Below are 20,809 nucleotides of genomic sequence, written 5' to 3'. Positions count from 1 at the left end.
GGTTAGTTTTTTATTATGTTGTTGGAAGAAGGGAGTTAGTTAAACGGCTCCCTTTTTTAATTAACCTAGTTTTAAATCCAGGCCCACAATTATAATTACTTTTTCTTAAGAAAGATTTGATCAAAATGAGGCTCTAAATGCCTTCTCATCGCATTTCTAAAGGTATCTGGCGTGCCAGTTTTAAGGTGATCTAAAAGCATCTTATGATTGACAAATTCACCAGAGGAATACTGATAATCTCCATTGTTTTTTAATTGTTGCTGTTGGTAGTGATATTCAAATACTGGAAGCAATAGGTCTTGGAAGCGCTGCAGGGTTCTATTTCTTGAAATTTGATAGAGCTTTCCGTGAAAAGCGATTTCCTTGTCTAAAGAAAACTTATTTTTATTGTAATTGGCAGCAGCCTCTTCCGCCACAATTTGTTCGAGTTCTTCAATATCTTCTTCACTGACGTATTCAAATAAAAAATCCGCCATTCCCATTTCCAAAATCAACCGAAGTTCAAATAGACTTTTAAGTGTCTTTTCCCCTAGGAGATTTGGCTCTAAGATACGCTCGAAGTTATTGATAATATCAGGTTCTTGAAAGGTCATCCCTTTATGCTTTTTACTATCGATAAACCCAAGGGTACGAAGTCGTAAAAGCGCCTCTCTTACCACTGTTCTACTAACGCCTAAGGAGGCAGATAAATCCATTTCCTTTGCAATGGGATCTCCAGGCTTTAGATTGTTGTCTTTAAAATATTGCATCAAGCGCATCTCAACTTTGTCCACTAGGGATAAAGTATCTATAGGTCCTAACTCTTCTCTATTTTTCATTTTTCGATTTTATTTTTTCTAACTCTTTTTAACTAGCTCCTGCAAATCTACTATGGATTGTATTAAGTCCAACAAATATATATGTATTTAAATGTTAACATTTAAACATTAGCAAGATAACTAAAAAAAAGTTATATTTGTGCATTATGTTATACATAATAAACTATGAAATACGCAAAAATTTATAAAGACGCCTTATTAGATGATGTTATCCCCTTTTGGGAGCAGTATTCTCTAGACTCAGAACACAGTGGATATTTCACTTGTTTAGACTCTCAGGGCAATGTCTTTGATACCGATAAATTCACTTGGCTACAAGGTAGACAGGCTTGGATGTTCTCTCTACTTTATAATCAGGTTGAGGCTAAGTCATCATGGTTAAATATTGCTAAATCCGGGATCGACTTCCTTGAAAACCATGCAAAGGATTCGGATGGAAATTTTTATTTTTCCACCTCGCGCGAAGGATCAGCCTTAGTGCAACCTTATAATATTTTTTCAGATTGTTTTGCTGCCATGGCCTTTGCCCAATATGCCAAAGCTACAAATGATGAGGCTTATAGCGCCCTGGCAAGAGACACCTATCACAACATTCTAAACAAGCAACACAATCCAAAAGGCATCTATGAAAAAAGCACAGGAAACCGCCAGTTAAAAGGGTTTTCACTCCCTATGATCCTTTCGAATTTGGTCTTAGAGTTAGAACATATATTGGAAAAAGAGGAGATTGAACAAACTTTGGATCAGTGTATTAAAGAAATCACCAATGATTTTCTGGATTCCTCTTTAGGTATTATTCGCGAAAATGTAGAACTAGATGGCAGCCCTTCAGATACTTTTCAAGGGCGATTGATCAATCCTGGTCACGGTATTGAAGCGATGTGGTTTTTAATTGATATAGGTGTAAGGCGTCAAGATAAATCACTCATTGAATTGGCGGCCAAAACGATAATAACTACCTTAGAATATTCTTGGGATAAAGAGTTTGGTGGGATATTTTATTTTATGGATATAAAGGGGCACCCTCTACTACAATTGGAGTGGGATCAAAAACTTTGGTGGGTACACCTAGAAACCTTAGTAGCCTTAACAAAGGCTATGGAGCATATAGATGATCATAGATTAAGAGATTGGTATACTAAGGTACATCAATATAGTTGGGATCATTTCCCGGATCCTAAATACGGCGAATGGTATGGTTACTTAAATCGTCAAGGTGAGCCGCTTTTAGAACTTAAAGGCGGGAAGTGGAAAGGATGTTTCCACGTGCCCAGAGCAATGTACCAATGCTGGAAAACTTTTGAACGAATTGAAAATAAACAATAGATTACTATTTATGGAATACTTTAAATCATTTAGACCTCTAGGCGCGTTATGCGTGGCGTTTGCCTTAATTGTAAGTAGTTGTACAACGGTTCAAGAAACAGATCAGGTTACTGCTAAGGTGACCGATTTACAAATGCCGGTACTTACTCGAAAAGACAACAATAAGGTTGTAAAATTAAGCCTGCAGCTAAAGGATAGTGCTGCTTCTAAAACTTTGGTAGGTGTCCATCTAGATCTTCTAGGTGATTTACCAGTTTCAGCCATTGAGAATATCAGTATCTATAGCGATACTACCTCAAAGGTTGATTTCAAAAAGGCTACACTTTTTGGAAGCGTTTCTCCTGAGGATCAAAGTGTCGCTATTAAGGGCGATCATAAACTATCTCAGGAGCCTGAGAATTTATGGGTTTCTTTGGCGATAAAACAAGATGTAGACATCACAAAAACAACTGGTGTTGCAATACGCTACTTGGAGTTTAAAGATGGTTCTAGGCTTACTTTAGAGTCTCGTGACAAATCAAATGTATTAAATCTTGGAATTGCCCTTAGAAATAAGGGAGATGACAATGTTCATACCTATAGAATACCAGGTCTTGCAACAACAAACAAGGGTACTCTTATCGCGGTCTATGATATAAGATACAACAGTAGCGTCGATCTTCAGGCTCATGTAGATGTTGGTATGAATAGAAGTACCGACGGTGGACAAACTTGGGAGCCTATGCAGGTGATTATGGATATGGGAACCTATGGCGGTTTACCACAGGATGAAAATGGTATCGGTGATCCAGCAGTATTAGTTGATAAAAACACCGGAACTATTTGGGTGGCGGCATTATGGCTACATGGTAAAAAAGATAAACGTGCTTGGTGGGCCTCAGAACAAGGAATGACGCCAGAAGAAACAGGTCAGTTTATGCTGGTAAAAAGCCAGGATGATGGAAAAACTTGGTCAGAGCCTATTAATATTACCAAACAAATGAAAGATCCATCTTGGAAATTGTTCTTCAATGGTCCTGGAAATGGAATTACCATGAAGGATGGGACGCTTGTCTTCCCAGCGCAATACAAGGACGAAAATGCAATTCCTCATTCTACAATTATTTATAGTAAAGATGCAGGTGAGACTTGGCAGGTTGGTACGGGTGCAAAATCCGAGACCACAGAGGCCCAAGTGGTTGAACTAAGCGATGGTAGCTTGATGTTAAATATGAGAGATGACAGAAATCGAAAAGATCGAAATGATCCTCAAAACGGGCGTTCTATCGCTGTAACTACTGATCTTGGAAAGACTTGGACTGAGCATCCAACCTCTAGAAAAGCGCTTATTGAGTCCAACTGTATGGCTAGTATTATCTCTTTTGAAAGAGAAGGTCAAAGCGATGTATTGTTTTTCTCCAATCCAAACTCCAAAGTGGCCAGAGCTCATATGACCATTAAAACAAGTTTAGATGACGGCGACACTTGGCCAAAAGAAAATCAGCTTGAGCTATATCAACAAGCGGGGTACGGATATTCGTGTCTAACGCAGATCGATGAAAATTACATCGGAATCTTATATGAAGGAAGTGGCGATTTATACTTTCAAAAGATTCCAGTGACATCGCTTTTAAACTAGTGATGAATTATAAAACCAAATAAGACAATACTCCTGTATTTTTTTTCTCAGGGGTATTGCCTGTTATTAATCTGAAAAATCATAAACACCACAACAATGAGAACACCAAGACCTTATGTATTACAGGAAAACAATTGGAAAGACGTTAAAAGCCGAACCTATACCACGGCAGTACTCCCATGGGGTGCTACCGAGGCCCACAATTATCACCTACCTTATGGAACTGATAATTACTTAGCGGAAAATGCAGCCATACAGGCAGCGGCTATTGCTTGGGAAAAAGGGGCTCGACCGATTGTCTTACCAGTAGTTCCCTTCGGAGTAAATACAGGGCAATTGGATGTTCCTTTTTGCGTGAATATGAATCCCAGTACTCAGTTAGAAGTGCTTAAGGATATTGTACATATGCTGGATTTACAGAACATAGATAAGCTTGTGATAATAAACGCTCATGGCGGTAATAGCTTTAAGCCTATTATTCGTGAATTAAGTGCGCTTTATCCTAAGGTGTTTGTCTGCGCATTAAACTGGTGGCAGGCCAAGGATGGTAAGGAGTTCTTTGACGACCCAGGTGATCATGCAGGAGAGCTAGAAACCTCAGCAATTATGCACCTTTTACCTGAACTTGTTCTCGAGTTAGACCAGGCGGGTGACGGTAAGGCGAAAACTTTTAAAATTAATGCGCTCAATAACTGGATAACTACCCAGAGAAAGTGGACTTCTGTCACCAAAGATACAGGGGTTGGTGACCCATCAAAATCTACCGCCGAAAAAGGAGCAATATTTTTTAAGGAAACTACCCAGGTTATTGCAGAGTTTCTACATCAGCTTCACCATGCCAACACAAATGACATGTACCAGTAACCTTTAAAAAAAATTAATCATTCAATTATACAATACCATCTCTATGAGATATTTATTATTATTTTTCTGCATATTTTTCTTTTCACTTTCCATTGGGAATGATAAGCTATTTGCGCAATCCACTGAGTTTAAAGCAAAATTTACAGCAGAAGAATTAAAACAGGCGCCTGTGAAATTAATTCCATTTCCATCAGAGGTTCAGTGGGGAAGAAAAGCAGTGTCTGTGGAAAATATAAAGCTTCCTAAAGATGGAGAATTAGCGACCTCTGTTTCAAAAGCGCTCCATGGTATATTGGATGAATCTGGGATCACTGTCTCAAGTAGCGGGATACCCATTAAATTTATAGAAGATTCAGAAATCCCAGAGCAAGGCTATGATTTGGAAGTTAAAAAAAACGATATTACCATAAAGGCTTCTTCTGAGAGTGGACAATATTACGCCGCTCAAACCCTAAGGCAACTCATAGGGAAGGCCAATGGGAAAGCAACCCTTCAACTATGTCGCATTTATGATGTTCCTGCCTATGATATCCGGGGACTTATGATCGATGTTGGCCGAAATTATCAGACCATGGAGTTTTTAAAGCAACAGCTCGATATCATGGCACAATATAAGCTCAATGTTTTTCAATGGCATTTAACTGATCGACCAGCATGGAGGATTGAAAGTAAAGCTTATCCGCAACTCACCGGAGCTCAAAATCATCGCCCCACCAGAGATCCTGGGCTGTATTATACCTATGAGCAAATCAGAGATCTTTTCTCTTATGCTAAAGAGCGTCAAATAATGATTATTCCCGAGATCGATATGCCAGGGCATAGTGATTCTTTTGTCACTTCCATGGGTTTTAAAATGGAATCTGAACAAGGAATGGAAGCCTTAAAGGTGATCCTTAAAGAGTTTTTCACAGAAATACCACAGGATATGGCACCGATAATTCACATCGGGTCGGACGAGGTTGAAATTGACAATCCAAAGGAATTTTTAGATACTATGATTGGGTTTTGTAATGATCACGGTAGGGATGTCATGGTTTGGAATCCAGGTCTAGAGACCGATATGGATGTGATAAGACAAGGCTGGCGAGCAGAGAAAGTTTCAGGGGAGACTCCCTTTAGGGAAATTGATTCCTGGAATAGCTATGTGAACAATGGTGAACCTTATGTTCATATTCCAAAACTTTTCTTTAAACCCATTGGTGCGGGTTCAAACAACACTATCTTAGGAGGTATTCTTTGCCTTTGGAATGATGTAAATGTAAAGCAAGGTCCAGATATCATAAAAATAAACCCCCTCTACCCTTCTCTTTTGACCTACGCTTGGAAAACATGGACTGATGATGTGAGTGAAGCCTCAAGAGATTACCTAACAAAAATTCCTCCATACAACAGTCCAGAGCATACATACTTTGATGCTTTTGAGGATTACTTAATGGTACATAAAAAGCGATACTTTAAGGAATTACCATTTCAATATACCGCCCAAGCTCAAGCGCAGTGGAAGCTTGTAGGCCCCTTTAAGGATAGTATTACTGTTTCTCCTATAGAGTTACAGCAAGCCTTTGAAAATTCGGATTCTTTAAGGCTTGCCACTGGAAACACTATTTATATCCGTGATCGCTTTAAGTTAGGAGGGTATTTTCCAGCGGCTAAACCAGGTGAGGTATACTACGCTATGACAAACATATATAGCGAAACGGAAAGATTAATGCCTGCTTTAATCGGTTTTGAAACTCCCTATAGAGCCAATAGAGCCTATAATGGGATTCCAAAGGCTGGTCAGTGGGATGCCAATGGTGGGACATTTTGGATCAATGGTGAACAATTACCTTCTCCAAATTGGATTAATCCTGGCTGGAAACCCCAGGTAACAGAGGGTTGGGGAAACAAACAAGATCAAGAAATCGCATGGGAAGATGAGGAATTATATTGGACCAGAGAACCTGTATCGATCCCTCTAAAAAAGGGTTGGAATACAGTGATATTTAAAGTGCCAGGCAAAAACGGGTATCAAAATTGGATGTTCACTTTTGCTCCCTTAGATACTCAACCCATAAAATATAGCACAAGCATTAAAAATTAAACTTATGACCTCTAAGCTACTACAGACTATAAGAAAATTATTTCTAGTTTTCTTGATGGTACACATGGGTGTTTTCGCTCAAGAAAATTCTCCAACTCAGGTTGCATCCAGTACTCTTGAAAATATTCCTTCTACTGAAGAAGGTGAGCAGAGTATCGGATATGCTGGATTATTAGGTGGTCATTTCAATGAGCATATCATCGCCGCAGGAGGTGCTAATTTCCCTGATAAAATGCCTTGGGAAAATGGAGAGAAAAAATGGCATGATCAAATTTTCCTCTATTCTGGCGGTCAGTGGTCAACCTCTGAGCAAAAACTTCCAGAACCTTTGGCCTATGCTGCGAATGTTTCAACAGAAAGGGGAATCTATAGCATTGGAGGTGACAACGAAAATGGTCCGAGTAAGCGTGTATTGATCTTCACCTACGACGCCATTAAAAAGGATGTAGTTATTGAAAATGGACCTGATTTACCTCAGCCACTTGCCTATTCTTCGGCTGTTTATTTTCAAGGATATATCTATCTTATTGGAGGACTTGATACAAATGGTAGTACCAATTTGTTTTATAGACTTCACTTAGAAACAGGAAATTCGTGGGAGAAGTTACCTGATTTCCCTGGAGATCCTCGAGCATTGCATTCTGCGGTAGTTCAAGACGATTCTTTTTCTAAAAAGATATATGTTATTGGTGGAAGAAATCAGCAAAATGGACAAAAGTCTAAAGCTTTATCGAGCTTTTTATCCTATGATCTAAACACAGGGGTATGGCAGCAGGAAGGAACTATTGAAATTCAAGGGGAGCCTAGAGTTATTATGGGCGCTGCAGTGGAGCGAAGTGGATCTATGCATATTTTGGTCTATGGTGGATCAGATGAAAAATTATTTGATCAAATTGAGAACCTTTCTTTAAAGGCAAATGCTAGTAATAAGGACAGTATTAAAAATGCGCTTGTTTCTCAAAAGAACGATATTTTTAAAAACCATCCTGGTTTTCAAAACGAGGTTTTGGCATTTAATACCATGACCGATACTTGGTTTGTCTACGACACCCTAGAGACTCAAATACCAATTACCAACTTATCTTTTAAGGCCGACAACTTATTTTATATTGTCTCAGGAGAGGTTTCTCCTGGGGTTAGAACACCTAAGGTCTATGAATTTCACGCTAGTGAAAACACCAATCCATTTGGCTTTTTAAACTACGGGGTAATTGCTGCGTACTTTGTCATCTCATTGGGAATTGGACTCTATTTTTCATACAAACAGCGCTCCACGGATGATTACTTTGTTGGAGGCGGAAGGATACCATGGTGGGCCTCTGGTCTAAGTGTATTTGGGACGTTACTTAGTGCTATTACCTTTATGGCGATTCCAGCGAAGTCCTTTACCACTGACTGGTCATTTTTCTTTTTAAATATCGCAGCTATTGTCATAACACCTGTGATTGCTTATCTGTTTATTCCGTTTTTTAATAAGCTTAAAATTACCACAGCTTATGAATTTTTAGAGGACCGTTTCAACTATACCGCAAGAGCTTTTGGAAGTTTGTCTTTTATATTGTTCCAACTAGGAAGAATTGGAATTGTCCTACTTCTGCCGTCTCTTGCGATTTCGATCGTTACTGGAATCTCTGTAGAAACCAGTATTTTGATCATGGGAATCATTTGTATTATTTATACCACCTTTGGAGGTATAGAAGCGGTGATTTGGACGGATGTTTTACAGGTAATTATCCTAATGGGTGGAAGTATACTATCTGTGGTTTGGATTTTAACCCATACTGAAATGCCGTTTGGTGAAATGATTTCTTATGCGAGTGATAAACAGAAATTTAATATTATAGATCTGGATTTCAACTTTACGGAATCCACCTTCTGGGTAGTTTTTATTGGTGGTCTAGCCTCCGCTTTAGTGAGTCAAGGTACAGATCAGACTGTGGTCCAGCGTTACCTTACCAGCAGCGATTTAAAAAACTCTAGAAAAACCCTCTATACCAATGCCGTGCTCACCCTACCTGCAACCATTATATTTTTTGGTATAGGAACACTGTTATTTATATTTTACACTGAAATGCCCCAGCGCTTAAATCCAGCGCTGCCCAACAATGATTCTATCTTCCCATGGTATATTGTCAATGAATTACCTACTGGGGTTTCTGGGTTGTTAATCGGAGGGATTTTCTCTGCTGCTATGTCAAGTATCAGTAGCAGTTTAAATTCTGTATCAACGGCATTTTGTAATGACTTTTACAAGCACTTCTACCCCAAAGGGAGCGATAAAAATCTTTTAAAAATAGCACGAATAGCTACCGTAGCCATTGGAATTTTTGGAATTATATTCGCCCTTTGGATGGCTAATTCGAATATCAAATCACTTTGGGATCAGTTCTATAAATTCTTAGGTCTATTTACTGGTGGTCTTGGAGGAATGTTCCTTTTAGGAATGCTATCAAAAAGAGCCAATTCTAATGGCGTTATCATTGGTCTTGTTCTAAGTGCTCTTGTTACTTGGTTAATTAGCGTGTATACTGATATTAACTTTTTGATGTATTCTCTCATTGGTATGGTTAGTTGTTATGTGTTTGGTTACCTCTTTAGTTTAATGTTTAAAAAACCCGCCAATGCATAAGTTTCTTATCTGTCTTTTATTTTTAATAGTGGGTATAAAGGCCTATAGTCAACTCACTGTTGAGAAACACTTTAGCGACCACATGGTTTTACAAAGAGACCACCCTATTTCATTAAGTGGAAATGCCCTTGCAAATTCCCAGGTTACCCTTGAATTTGGTGAGGTTCATTTAAAGACAACAGCAGATAGTAATGGCAAGTGGATTCTACAGATGCCGGCGCAAAAGGCCCAGAACACTGGTGCGCCTCTAATTATCCGTTCAAAACAACAGCAAATCACCTTTGAGAATGTGGTCATAGGGGATGTATGGTTATTAATTGGGCAATCCAATATGGAATTCGCCCTTGAACAAGAAGCACATTTTCAGAGCGAAAAAAACTCACTTTTCAACCCCCTACTGCGATTTTACAATCCGAGTTTCGCGGGAAAATATGTCTACAACCGTCATTTTAAAGATTCTTTACTAACTCGTTTAACTCCAGAGCTTTTTTATTCAAATGTTCAATGGCAGTTAAGTGATTCCATAAGCGCTCCTTCGATGAGCGCTGTTGGGTATTACTTTGCTCGTGAAATTATAGCCTCAGAAAACATACCCATCGGATTGATGAATTTAGCTATTGGAGGTGCACCAATCGAAACCTTTATTTCAGAAAAGGGGCTAAAAGAGAACCCAGAATTTCATCATAAAGTATCTGGAAATTGGCTCTATAATGATGCCCTACCAGAGTGGATTCGTGAGCGTGGTCAGCAAAACGTGGGTAAGCGATTCATTTATTCAGATAATCATGGTCCAAACCATTCCTATAAACCTGGGTTTGCTTTTACAAGTGGAATTAAGCCGCTGAAGGATTTTCCTATTCGCGGGGTGCTCTGGTACCAGGGTGAGAGTAATGCTCAAGAAATTGACAGGGTCACAGAGTACAATATGCTACAAAAGTTAATGGTTTCAGAGCTAAGAGACCTTTACAAACAACCAGACCTTCCATTTTATTATGTGCAATTATCCTCCATAGACACCCTGCATTACAAAGGACAGCTTTGGCCTGAATTTAGAAATCAACAGCGTCTGTTTTTACAAGAGACTAAAAACACGGGGATGGCAGTTACCTCTGATGTGGGTGCAAAAAATGATGTTCACCCAAGGGATAAAAAAACGGTTGGAGAGCGATTGAGTCTCTGGGCATTAAGAGATCAATACCATCACAATATTACAGTATCGGGTCCATTAGTTAGCCAAGTCAAATACCGCGGCAATCAAATTATCATTGATTTTACTTCCGTTGGAAAAGGGTTAACATTTAAAGGTGATCGTCTTAAAGGCTTTTATGTTGACGGCAGGCCCGTAGAGGCGAAAATAAAAGGAAATAGTGTTCTAATTAAAGTAGCTAAAAAACCCGAAGAGGTAGCCTATGGTCTAGCTTCTTTTACGCGTGGTAATTTAATAAACAAACAGGGGCTTCCAGCCTCGAGCTTTATCATTAGTCTCGAGTGAAACTACATTGTGTAAAACATCAAAACACCATTTTTTTAGATGAGCATTTTAAAAGAGTGTATGAGTAAAGGTCTCCTTTGTCTTATACTTAGTACAACCCTTCTCTCAGCCCAGTATAAGGACATGGAGCTTAATTGGAAATCTATTGCTGATTTCAATGTCTTTGGAAGCCTAAATACATTTGAGGATGGAAAAATTAGGCGGTTTCCAGATTCTTTACAACAAAAGCTCCGAGTGCCATTGTGGAAACTCTCTGAGAATACTGCTGGGTTTTATCTTAAGCTAAAAACAAACGCACCTTTTATAAAAGTTCAGTATAGACCTTTAGGTGAACTCAGTTTCCCACATATGCCCGCCACTGGGGTTAGTGGAGTTGATCTTTATGTTAAAACCAAGGATGGCTTTAATTGGGTTCGTGGCAACTATAACTTTTCTCAAACCGTTAGTTATAGTTTTTCGAATATGGAATTATCCGAAGGAAAGCATGAGTTTTGGTTGTATCTTCCGCTTTTCCAATCCATAGCTGACTTTAAAGTTGGTATCCCTAAAGATTATAGCTTTGAACCCATTGTTGAATCATCGAATCTAGATCCTATAATCGTTTACGGAACTTCTATTGCACAGGGCGCTTGTGCTAGTAGAGCTGGAATGGCATGGAGTAATATCTTAGGCCGCAAAACTCCTTATCCTGTGGTGAACATGGGATTCTCAGGTAATGGCCGATTAGAACCAACGGTGATTGATTATATTTCAAAGGTTAAAGCCAGCGTCTTTGTCTTGGATTGCATGGCTAACTTTACGAGTGGACAAAACATGAATCCTAATTTGGCACATGAGCGATTAAAAGCATCGATTACCTTTCTTAAAAGAAGGCACCCCGAAACTCCCATCCTTATAGTACAGCATGCTGGATATGCTGATGGTGCTATTCAAAAGCACAGACTTGTGACCTATAGCGTTCTTAATAAGGTTACTCAGGCTGTTTATTTAGAGCTAAAATCTACTTATGATGGACTATATATTCTAACTAAAGATCAAATCGGGCTCACCTCTGAAAGCTTTGTTGATGGGACTCACCCTAATGATCATGGGATGATCCAATACGCCAAGGCATATAAAGAAGCCCTGGATCAGATCCTTCGGTAGTTTTGAAAAATGGATTTTAATCTAGAGAACTAAAGGGGTATCTTTGTAAGGTTTTAAGGGGCTCCACCACTATTAAGGTTTAGTGAATATAGTGTGGATGTAAAAAATTGCATAATGGTGAAACAAGATATACAAACGCTCGATGATATAAAGCTTTTGGTTGATCAGTTCTATAGTAAAGTACGCGACAATGATCTAATAGGCCCTATATTTGATGGGGTCATAAAAGATAAATGGCCAGAGCATTTGGAAAAAATGTACCGGTTCTGGGAGACAATTCTTTTAGGTAACAATACTTATAGTGGAAGACCCTTCCCGCCTCATGCACATCTTCCAGTCACCCAAGAGCATTTCGATCAGTGGAAAGCATTATTTTTTATGACCGTAGATGAACTCTACCAGGGTGAAGTTGCAGATATGGCTAAGTGGAGAGCTACTAAAATTGCTGAAGTATTTCAGGCTAAAATCAGCTACTTCCAAAACCAGTAATTTCCGTGTGGCTTTGGAAGTATTTGATAGAGTGTATTTATAGAATATGCTTCAGAATATCGTCAGTCATTTGTTCAATTCCAAAATCATGTTCCCAATTCCAGTCCAATCTCGCTTGGGTATCATCAATGCTATTTGGCCATGAAGAGGCTATTTGTTGTCTAAAATCTGGCTTGTAAGAAATCTTAAAATCAGGATATCTTTTGCTAATAGCTTGATAGAGCTCTTTAGGGGTAAAACTAATGGCTGCAACATTGTAAGAAGATCGGATACTAATATCTTTACTTGGTGCTTGCATTAGTTGTATAGTAGCCTTAATTGCGTCAGGCATATACATCATAGGAAGAGACATATCCTCGGCCAAAAAACATTCAAAGTCTTCTTTGTTTACAGCCGCTCTAAAAATATCCACTGCGTAATCTGTGGTTCCACCACCTGCAAGGGATTTATAACCGATAAGTCCTGGATAACGGATACTGCGAACGTCCACACCGAATTTTTCGTGATAGTAAGCACACCAACGTTCCCCTGCTAATTTAGAAATACCATAAACTGTGGTTGGATCCATTACACAATGCTGAGGTGTATTATCCATTGGAGTGTTTTGTCCAAAAACTGCAATAGAAGATGGCCAGTAGATTTTAGAAATCGCACCAGTTCTACCGAGTTCCAAAACACTCAGTAAACTATCCATATTCAATTGCCAGGTAAATAAAGGATTCTTCTCGCCAGCGGCGGAAAGAATAGCTGCTAAATGATATATTTCTGAGACCTCATAGATGTCAACAAGCGATGCCAAACGATCCTTATCCATCACATTGAGGGTTTCAAAAGTACAATAATCAAATTTCTCAGCTGCAGCTTCATTAATGTCAGTAGCAATGATATTCTCTGCTCCAAATGTACTTGCCAAGGCAGCTGTTAATTCGGATCCCAACTGTCCTCCTGCTCCAGTAATAAGTATTTTACCCATTAAAATTTATTAATTTTAGTGAAAAGTAAGTAATTGAAAATTTATTGTTTTCGTTTACACAAATATCTCTATTTTTTTGACACCTCCTACCATTGTTAAAATATTTTTATTTCAAAGGTTTATATTTTTACTACGGAATTATGAAGAGTTTAAACAAATCCTTAAATACAATTTCTGTTTTATTATAAAACACCTAAACTATTATCAAGAATAATTTGAAAACCCACAGAATTTATTAAAAATCAGTCTTAAGTGGCTTATGGAAGTTTATAGTGTAGTTTTTGATCGCAATTCTGAAAGACTCCTGAAAGATAGAGACTACCTATTTAGTAATTCTGATATGGTTTGTCGTACGCTTTGACTATTCCAATTGGCAGCGCCATTTTTATTAATTACGACATTTCCAGCCTTATCAATCAGATAAGTCTGTGGTATGGATTTATAACTAAAGATAGTTGGCGGGCTGCTTATAGCTTGGTAAACAGGGAAATTGTATTGGTGCTTATCTAAGAATCCTTGAATTTTCTCCTTGGGTTCTTGGGATACAAACACAAAAGTTATTTGATCACCGTAATGGTTGTACAATTCTTGCATACTGGGCATCTCAGCTATACAAGGAGGACACCAGGTTGCCCAGAAGTTTAAAAGAACTACTTCCCCTTTAGTTTGGGTGAAATTAAAAGCATTTCCTTCTAAGGATTGTAAATCCCAGTGGTAAGTGTTTACTTTCTCCTGATCTTCGACCTGGACCACCGAGGGAGAAAAGGCTAATAGACGATTCATTTGAACTTTTATCTCAGTTCCTAAAGGGGTAAATAATATTACCACAATGACTGCTAAAAAAATGATGTTCTGAATCTGTGATTTATTGAGTTTCATTCTCTAGAAGTGGCTGTATAAAAACAAAGGCTTCCGTTTAAATTGGAAGCCCTTGTAAATTAAAAGTTCTATTAAAATCTTCAAGTCCTTCTTAGGGATTAAGAAGCGTTTTCTTTTTTAATAAGATTAAGTGCTGAACCTTCCTTGAACCATGCAATTTGCGAGTGGTTATAAGTGTGGTTAAGTGCAATTACATCTTTAGTTCCATCATCGTGAACAACCTCTACATTAAGTGGTTTTTCAGGTGCGAACTGATCTAGATCTAAGAAGTTGAACGTATCGTTTTCTTGGATTAAATCATAATCACTCTCATTTACAAAAGTAAGACCTAACATTCCTTGCTTTTTAAGGTTTGTTTCGTGAATACGTGCAAATGATTTTACAATAACTGCTGCAACACCTAAGTGTCTTGGCTCCATAGCGGCATGCTCACGAGAAGATCCTTCTCCATAGTTATGGTCACCCACAACTACTGAATATACGCCAGCTGCTTTATAAGCACGAGCTACATCTGGAACTCCGCCATACTCCCCTGTCAATTGGTTTTTAACAAAGTTTGTCTTCTTACCGAAGTCATTCACAGCTCCAATTAGCATATTGTTGGAAATGTTGTCCAAGTGACCTCTATAACGTAACCATGGTCCAGCCATAGAAATATGGTCAGTGGTACATTTACCGAAAGCTTTGATAAGAAGTTTAGCACCTTTTATTTGATCACCAATTGGCTTAAATGGTGTTAGTAATTGTAAGCGCTCAGAGCTAGGACTAACAGATACCTCTACACCACTTCCGTCAACTAAAGGCTCTACATAACCTGCATCTTCAACTGCAAAACCTTGAGGTGGCAATTCAATTCCAGCTGGCTCATCTAGTTTAACCTCTTGTCCATCTTCATTTAAAAGAGTATCGGTCATCGGATTAAAATCTAGTCGACCTGAGATTGCAATTGCAGCTACCATTTCTGGTGAACCTACAAAGGCGTGTGTATTAGGATTACCATCGGCACGCTTTGAAAAGTTTCTATTGAAAGAGTGTACTATGGTATTTTTCTCTTCTCCCTTTAAATCATTACGATCCCACTGTCCAATACAAGGACCACAGGCGTTGGTGAATATAGTAGCATCTAAGTCTTCAAATATCTTAAGGATACCATCACGCTCAGCAGTGTATCGAATTTGCTCAGACCCTGGGTTAATTCCGAAATCTGATTTTGCTTTTACTTTTTTATCAACCGCTTGTTTGGCGATAGAAGCCGCACGGGTTAAATCCTCATAAGACGAGTTGGTACAAGACCCAATTAGACCCCAATCAACTTTTAAAGGCCAGTCATTTGTGGCTGCTTTTTCACCAAGCTCTCCTACTGGAGTTGCTAAGTCTGGAGTGAAAGGACCATTTAAATGTGGTTGAAGTTCATCAAGATTAATCTCAATTACTTGATCAAAATATTGCTCTGGGTTTGCGTATACCTGGTCATCTCCAGTTAGGTATTCTCTGATCTGATTGGCAGCATCTGCAACATCAGAACGATCCGTAGCTCTTAGGTAACGCTCCATAGAATCGTCATACCCAAATGTAGAAGTTGTTGCTCCTACTTCAGCACCCATATTACAGATGGTACCTTTACCGGTACAAGACAGATTTTGAGCGCCTTCTCCGAAATATTCAATGATAGCACCAGTCCCTCCTTTTACGGTAAGAATACCAGCTACTTTTAAAATAACGTCTTTTGCTGAAGTCCACCCGTTTAACTTACCTGTTAATTTAACACCGATAAGTTTAGGGAATTTCAACTCCCAAGCCATTCCAGCCATTACATCAACTGCATCTGCTCCTCCAACGCCAATGGCTACCATTCCAAGTCCACCAGCATTCACTGTATGTGAATCTGTTCCTATCATCATTCCTCCTGGGAACGCATAATTCTCAAGTACCACTTGGTGGATAATCCCTGCTCCTGGCTTCCAAAATCCAATTCCATATTTATTTGATACTGATCCAAGAAAATCAAAAACCTCATTACTGGTTTCATTTGCTCTTCTCAAATCTTTAGCTGCACCCTGCTTTGCCTGAATAAGGTGGTCACAGTGAACAGTTGTAGGTACCGCTACCTTCGATTTTCCAGCCTGCATGAATTGCAAAAGTGCCATTTGCGCTGTCGCATCCTGACATGCAATTCTATCTGGTGCAAAATCTACATAATCCTTACCTCTTTCAAATGATTTGGTTGGCGTACCATCCCATAGGTGAGCGTAAAGTATTTTCTCCGATAAGGTTAACGGTTTACCAGTGAGTTCACGTGCCTTGTCAACACGCTGTGCCATGGTAGCGTACACCTTCTTAATCATATCAATATCAAAAGCCATATTAATTGTATATTTTTTAATTTGAAAGTCCTGCGAAAATACAAAAAACCACAGAGTTATTAAAGTTTTTAATAAAACATTCGGGAATTGGGAATGTTTTAAAAATACCACATTTTTAGGAGCTTAAATAGCGCTTAATGTAAGGAGTAGCAGTGGATTTTAACGAATTGGTAATTTAAGGCACTTGCAATGAAATGATCGTTAATTTCGATAGTGTTTGAAAATCAAATTATTGAGAAAAATACCCAATTTCTACAATGCAAAATCATAAAAATAGGTAAAAAGCTAACGCTTTCTAAAACAAGGATGTAATAATAGAATCTATAGAGACGTTTTCTGCTTCCGCTTTGTAATTTTTAAGAACTCTATGACGTAAAATCCCGAGAGACACTGCCTGAACATCCTCTATATCTGGAGAGAATTTACCATGAATTACAGCATGAGCTTTAGCAGCTAGAATAAGGTTTTGAGAAGCTCTTGGCCCTGCACCCCAATCCACGTATTCATTAACGTCTGTGGTGGCGAGTGGACTATTTGGTCTGGTCTTACCTACAAGGTTCACGGCATACTCGACCACATTATCGGCTACAGGCACGCGGCGAATGAGCTTTTGAATTTCAATGATTTCAGAAGGTGAAAACATAGGCTTTACCTGATAACTGTGATCCACAGTTGTTGATTTCACTACAGCTACTTCTTCCTTAAAACTAGGGTAATCCAATTCGATGGCAAACATAAAGCGATCCAACTGTGCCTCTGGTAGAGGATAAGTTCCTTCTTGCTCTATTGGGTTTTGAGTAGCCAGTACAAAATAAGGTAATTCCAAGGGATAGACCACGCCAGAGACCGTCACTGATCGCTCTTGCATGGCCTCCAATAAGGCGGACTGTGTTTTTGGAGGTGTTCTATTGATTTCATCTGCCAATATGATGTTGGCAAATACTGGTCCTTTTATAAACTTAAAGGATCTATTGGAATCCAAGACTTCACTTCCAAGAATATCACTTGGCATGAGGTCTGGGGTAAATTGAATGCGTTTAAAATCCAATCCCAGTACCTTTGCTATGGTATTTACCATAAGGGTTTTTGCCAAACCTGGCACCCCAATTAAAAGTGCATGCCCACCAGAATATATAGATAATAACACCTGGTCGATCACGGTTTCTTGTCCGATGATCACCTGGGCTATTTCATTTTTAAGTTTTTGGTGTTTAACCACCAAGTCTTTGGCGGCAGCTACATCTTGCATAGGTAAATTATTTCTTCAACCAGTTATTGGCAAAATCACAATCGCGGTTTCCTGGGGCTACACTTATATAAGTATCTTCAATTTTTCCTTCCATCCATTTACCGATTTCATTAAGTTGTTTTTCCTTAAGAGCCAATTCTTTAATTTTAATATAATCTTTGGCATAATCGGCTTTATGTGCTTCGTGTCTTGAAATCACCTTTAGGAGTTTAAACTGAATTCCAGTTCGGGTCTCCTCTAACAATGGTTGAGATATCTCGTCCCCTTTTAGCGGGTTGATTTGCGAATAAAGCGTTGGATCCATTTTGGTAAGCTCAAACTTGGTATCAAAGGTTTGTGGATTTCTTAGCACCCCACCTTCAAATCTAGTCTCTTTTTCATCTGAAAAATTACGAGCTGCCTCTGAGAATGTAAATTCCCCATCGATAACTTTTTGACGGATATCCGCTAGTTCCTTTTTAGTTTCTTCAATGGACTCCTGAGAAATCTTAGGACGAAGTAGTATATGACGAACTACTCGTTCCTGCCCTCTAATTTTTTCAACCTGTAAAATATGCCATCCAAAATCACTTTTGAAAGGCTCTGAGATCGCGCCTTCTGGAAGACTGAAAGCGGCATCTTTAAATTCTTGAACAAATCCAGCGTTTTTAGTAAGTACATATACCCCACCATTTTCACTCTTACCTGGATCCTCTGAATAAAGGGTTTGTTTAATGGCAAAACTAGACCCGTTTTCCAACACATCTTGTTTAAAAGAATTTAATTTATCGATGGTCTCTTGTACAGCTTCCTCGGTGGGCTCAGGGATTTTAACAATTTGAGCTATTTCTACCTCATCTCCAAATACAGGTAGCTCATCTTGGTCTAATCCATTATACCATTGGCGTACTTCTTCAGGAGTAATCTCGATTTCTTCAACAACTTTGGCTTGCATACGCTGAGATAGTTGTATCGCTTTTTCTAACTCAGTCATTTCTTCTCTAAGACTTTGCTCGCTATCTTTACGGTAGTATTGCAATAATTTTTCCATCGACCCTACTTGGCTGACAAAAAACTCCATTTTACGATCTACAATCCCACTAATTTCTGTGTCAGAAACCAATATACTATCTTGGATAGCTTGATGGGCATACATTTTATCTTCCATCAATCTTCCTAATACCTGGCATCTTGTGATATTATCTGTCGAAACCCCTTGGGTTTGCATATCGATAAAACTTTTATCAATATCAGATTCTAAAATCACATATTCTCCTACTACAGAAACAACACCATCAACCTTCTCCCTTTTGTTATCTACAACCTGTATAGTATCTACTGAAGCAGCAGCTAAGGTATCTATTTGGGCAGAGTCAGAAACAGCCAAAGCAAGATCATCTTGAGCTTCCAGTTCGGCAGTAGCCATGGATTCCGTGGCGTTATTTTCTTGCCCCATCATCGGAGCCACACTTAATATTGATAAATATAAAACAGTGAATAGTCCTTTCATTCTCATTGTTTAGAATCTTGTTTTAATTCAAAAATTTCAAATTCTTTATTTCCAGTGGCCTCATCTAAGAGCTCCCTTTCTAGGTTCTTGATAAAATCCAACTTTCTTTTATTCAATATAATCTTTCGTACTGTCGGTTCTACATACTCTAAAGGAGCTATGTCATTACGTCCAAGCACTTCATTTACAGTGACCAAATATACTCCTAAAGAATCGGAAAGCTCAAAGAAATGTGACTTTTTTAGATAACTTTCGCTATTGTCCATAGTGATCTTTGGTAATTTCTGTATAATAGAAGAGGACTTCACCCATGTACTATCATTGAGTGAATAGGACTTAAAGGTAATTGCAAGGGACTCCAATAGTTGTTTATCCTCGTGGTTAAACCGCCGGATTGCAGCGCGTAATTGATTTATATTATCATAATCATTTGCCACATTTATATACCGTATTTTCACCAAACGCTCATTGAGCTTAAAGTTCTCCTTGTGGTTCTCATAATAAGTCTCTAATTCCATATGAGAGACTTGTTTATCCATGGACTTGGCTACCAATCCTTCCTTATAAGCATTGATGTATAAATCAGCTCTGTATTGTTTTACCAAATCTTCAAACTCCTGTTGCTTCATCTCTGGAATATTCAGCTTTGCTCTTGATAGCATTAGTTGCTGTTGGGCCCAGTCCTGAATATAATTATTAGCCAAAATCGTGCTATCTTCAGGGGAAAGATTATCCGGTATGATTTTGTTCAAATCTGAAAGCACCAAATAGGACTCACCTACCCTAGCGATGGGATTCGCAATTGACTCTGATGAGAAGTAATTGCATGACGCTAGAAGGAGTATTGTAATCCCGATACTGATTTTATTCTTGTATGTTGATATCATGGGAAACCTTAATTCTGACAAAAATAATAATTCAGCCAATGTATTCAAGCATTTTAACAACGCTATAAGACAGTTTTAGCAAAGAATTTTTAGTTAATTTTGAAAACTAAAACAACTACGCGCATATGGAATATGTAAAAATGATATGGGATTTTATGGGAGAAGATGGTCACAGCACTGCCAATCATTTTGAGATCCACCTTAAAGAATTTTTATCACGAGATCAGATTCCTTTTAAAGAAATCGGAACAGAAACCCCTATAGAGAAAGGGCACAGCTTGGTTTATCTAATTGTGGAAATGGGTTATGTCGATCAGCTCAGAGCAGCTTTAAAACCTCATCGAGGACAAAAAGTTTCCCTATAACTGCACTTGAATCTAAAATTCGAATATTCTCTGCAATCTGACTATGATCATGAGCATTTTTTGAATACTCCTTAGAAAAATATAAAAGAGCATTTTAAGATGATCCAAAATGCTCTTTTTATATATTATAAAATAAAAT

Annotated in this window: 16 protein-coding genes; 9 read left to right on the top strand and 7 right to left on the bottom strand. The window is 38.5% G+C overall.

All coding sequences use genetic code 11. The features are described from left to right. Positions 1–95: 95 nt before the first annotated feature. Positions 96–818, bottom strand: coding sequence for a FadR/GntR family transcriptional regulator (locus I215_RS08550; protein ID WP_008991564.1), 723 nt, complete (start codon positions 816–818; stop codon positions 96–98). A gap of 165 nt (positions 819–983) precedes the next feature. Here I215_RS08550 and I215_RS08545 point away from each other — a divergent pair, with 165 nt between their 5' ends. The 8 genes from I215_RS08545 (at position 984) to I215_RS08510 (ending at position 12,465) form a co-directional block, all read left to right on the top strand. Beyond that, entirely contained in the window at positions 984–2,144 is a 1,161-nt protein-coding gene (locus I215_RS08545) for an AGE family epimerase/isomerase (protein WP_008991563.1), read from the top strand. 10 nt (positions 2,145–2,154) lie between these two features. Further along, complete coding sequence (locus I215_RS08540) at positions 2,155–3,762, top strand: sialidase family protein (protein ID WP_051009176.1); 1,608 nt, start codon at positions 2,155–2,157, stop codon at positions 3,760–3,762. Positions 3,763–3,858: 96 nt separating this feature from the next. After that, positions 3,859–4,626 carry a creatininase family protein gene (locus I215_RS08535; protein ID WP_008991561.1) on the top strand — a complete coding sequence of 256 codons (768 nt, stop codon included), beginning with the start codon at positions 3,859–3,861 and terminating at the stop codon, positions 4,624–4,626. Positions 4,627–4,669: 43 nt separating this feature from the next. Next, on the top strand, positions 4,670–6,709 hold the full coding sequence (locus tag I215_RS08530; RefSeq protein WP_008991560.1) for a family 20 glycosylhydrolase: 2,040 nt from the start codon (positions 4,670–4,672) through the stop codon (positions 6,707–6,709). Positions 6,710–6,713: 4 nt separating this feature from the next. Then, positions 6,714–9,338 (top strand): sodium:solute symporter family transporter, encoded by a 2,625-nt coding sequence (locus I215_RS08525; protein ID WP_008991559.1) that lies wholly within the window; start codon positions 6,714–6,716, stop codon positions 9,336–9,338. Then, positions 9,331–10,830, top strand: coding sequence for a sialate O-acetylesterase (locus I215_RS08520; RefSeq protein ID WP_008991558.1), 1,500 nt, complete (start codon positions 9,331–9,333; stop codon positions 10,828–10,830). The genes I215_RS08525 and I215_RS08520 overlap by 8 nt, the downstream gene beginning before the upstream one ends. Before the next feature lie 60 nt (positions 10,831–10,890). Then, entirely contained in the window at positions 10,891–11,976 is a 1,086-nt protein-coding gene (locus I215_RS08515) for an SGNH/GDSL hydrolase family protein (RefSeq protein WP_008991557.1), read from the top strand. 114 nt (positions 11,977–12,090) lie between these two features. Beyond that, the gene (locus I215_RS08510) at positions 12,091–12,465 is read left to right on the top strand and encodes a group III truncated hemoglobin (RefSeq protein WP_008991556.1); all 375 of its coding nucleotides are present in this window, start codon (positions 12,091–12,093) and stop codon (positions 12,463–12,465) included. Positions 12,466–12,502: 37 nt separating this feature from the next. Here I215_RS08510 and I215_RS08505 read toward each other — a convergent pair whose 3' ends face one another. The 6 genes from I215_RS08505 to I215_RS08480 form a co-directional block, all read right to left on the bottom strand. Next, positions 12,503–13,438, bottom strand: a complete 936-nt coding sequence (locus tag I215_RS08505; protein ID WP_008991555.1) for an NAD-dependent epimerase/dehydratase family protein — start codon at positions 13,436–13,438, stop codon at positions 12,503–12,505. A gap of 318 nt (positions 13,439–13,756) precedes the next feature. After that, complete coding sequence (locus I215_RS08500) at positions 13,757–14,317, bottom strand: TlpA family protein disulfide reductase (RefSeq protein ID WP_008991554.1); 561 nt, start codon at positions 14,315–14,317, stop codon at positions 13,757–13,759. A 98-nt stretch (positions 14,318–14,415) separates the two neighbouring features. Further along, the gene (locus I215_RS08495) at positions 14,416–16,680 is read right to left on the bottom strand and encodes an aconitate hydratase (RefSeq protein ID WP_008991553.1); all 2,265 of its coding nucleotides are present in this window, start codon (positions 16,678–16,680) and stop codon (positions 14,416–14,418) included. Positions 16,681–16,975: 295 nt separating this feature from the next. Then, positions 16,976–17,929: an AAA family ATPase gene (locus I215_RS08490; RefSeq protein WP_008991552.1), complete on the bottom strand. Its 954-nt coding sequence runs from the start codon at positions 17,927–17,929 to the stop codon at positions 16,976–16,978. Between the two features lie 7 nt (positions 17,930–17,936). After that, complete coding sequence (locus tag I215_RS08485; protein WP_156800238.1) at positions 17,937–19,418, bottom strand: peptidylprolyl isomerase; 1,482 nt, start codon at positions 19,416–19,418, stop codon at positions 17,937–17,939. A 2-nt stretch (positions 19,419–19,420) separates the two neighbouring features. Continuing rightward, positions 19,421–20,305 (bottom strand): peptidylprolyl isomerase, encoded by an 885-nt coding sequence (locus tag I215_RS08480; protein ID WP_040460070.1) that lies wholly within the window; start codon positions 20,303–20,305, stop codon positions 19,421–19,423. A gap of 125 nt (positions 20,306–20,430) precedes the next feature. Here I215_RS08480 and I215_RS08475 point away from each other — a divergent pair, with 125 nt between their 5' ends. After that, complete coding sequence (locus I215_RS08475) at positions 20,431–20,670, top strand: hypothetical protein (RefSeq protein ID WP_008991549.1); 240 nt, start codon at positions 20,431–20,433, stop codon at positions 20,668–20,670. The last annotated feature ends 139 nt before the right edge of the window (positions 20,671–20,809 follow it).

Origin of the sequence: Galbibacter marinus, assembly GCF_000300875.1 — a bacterium.
In the GTDB taxonomy this organism is placed as follows: domain Bacteria; phylum Bacteroidota; class Bacteroidia; order Flavobacteriales; family Flavobacteriaceae; genus Galbibacter; species Galbibacter marinus.
The sequence above is the reverse complement of the archived record's forward strand: the minus strand, read 5'-3'. Positions and strand labels throughout refer to the sequence as shown.

Excerpts from the sequence above, each read along its gene's own strand:
- I215_RS08550 (WP_008991564.1), bottom strand. The coding sequence starts at position 818 with ATGAAAAATAGAGAAGAGTTAGGACCTATAGATACTTTATCCCTAGTG.
- I215_RS08545 (WP_008991563.1), top strand. The coding sequence starts at position 984 with ATGAAATACGCAAAAATTTATAAAGACGCCTTATTAGATGATGTTATC.
- I215_RS08540 (WP_051009176.1), top strand. The coding sequence starts at position 2,155 with ATGGAATACTTTAAATCATTTAGACCTCTAGGCGCGTTATGCGTGGCG.
- I215_RS08535 (WP_008991561.1), top strand. The coding sequence starts at position 3,859 with ATGAGAACACCAAGACCTTATGTATTACAGGAAAACAATTGGAAAGAC.
- I215_RS08530 (WP_008991560.1), top strand. The coding sequence starts at position 4,670 with ATGAGATATTTATTATTATTTTTCTGCATATTTTTCTTTTCACTTTCC.
- I215_RS08525 (WP_008991559.1), top strand. The coding sequence starts at position 6,714 with ATGACCTCTAAGCTACTACAGACTATAAGAAAATTATTTCTAGTTTTC.
- I215_RS08520 (WP_008991558.1), top strand. The coding sequence starts at position 9,331 with ATGCATAAGTTTCTTATCTGTCTTTTATTTTTAATAGTGGGTATAAAG.
- I215_RS08515 (WP_008991557.1), top strand. The coding sequence starts at position 10,891 with ATGAGTAAAGGTCTCCTTTGTCTTATACTTAGTACAACCCTTCTCTCA.
- I215_RS08510 (WP_008991556.1), top strand. The coding sequence starts at position 12,091 with ATGGTGAAACAAGATATACAAACGCTCGATGATATAAAGCTTTTGGTT.
- I215_RS08505 (WP_008991555.1), bottom strand. The coding sequence starts at position 13,438 with ATGGGTAAAATACTTATTACTGGAGCAGGAGGACAGTTGGGATCCGAA.
- I215_RS08500 (WP_008991554.1), bottom strand. The coding sequence starts at position 14,317 with ATGAAACTCAATAAATCACAGATTCAGAACATCATTTTTTTAGCAGTC.
- I215_RS08495 (WP_008991553.1), bottom strand. The coding sequence starts at position 16,680 with ATGGCTTTTGATATTGATATGATTAAGAAGGTGTACGCTACCATGGCA.
- I215_RS08490 (WP_008991552.1), bottom strand. The coding sequence starts at position 17,929 with ATGCAAGATGTAGCTGCCGCCAAAGACTTGGTGGTTAAACACCAAAAA.
- I215_RS08485 (WP_156800238.1), bottom strand. The coding sequence starts at position 19,418 with ATGAAAGGACTATTCACTGTTTTATATTTATCAATATTAAGTGTGGCT.
- I215_RS08480 (WP_040460070.1), bottom strand. The coding sequence starts at position 20,305 with ATGATATCAACATACAAGAATAAAATCAGTATCGGGATTACAATACTC.
- I215_RS08475 (WP_008991549.1), top strand. The coding sequence starts at position 20,431 with ATGGAATATGTAAAAATGATATGGGATTTTATGGGAGAAGATGGTCAC.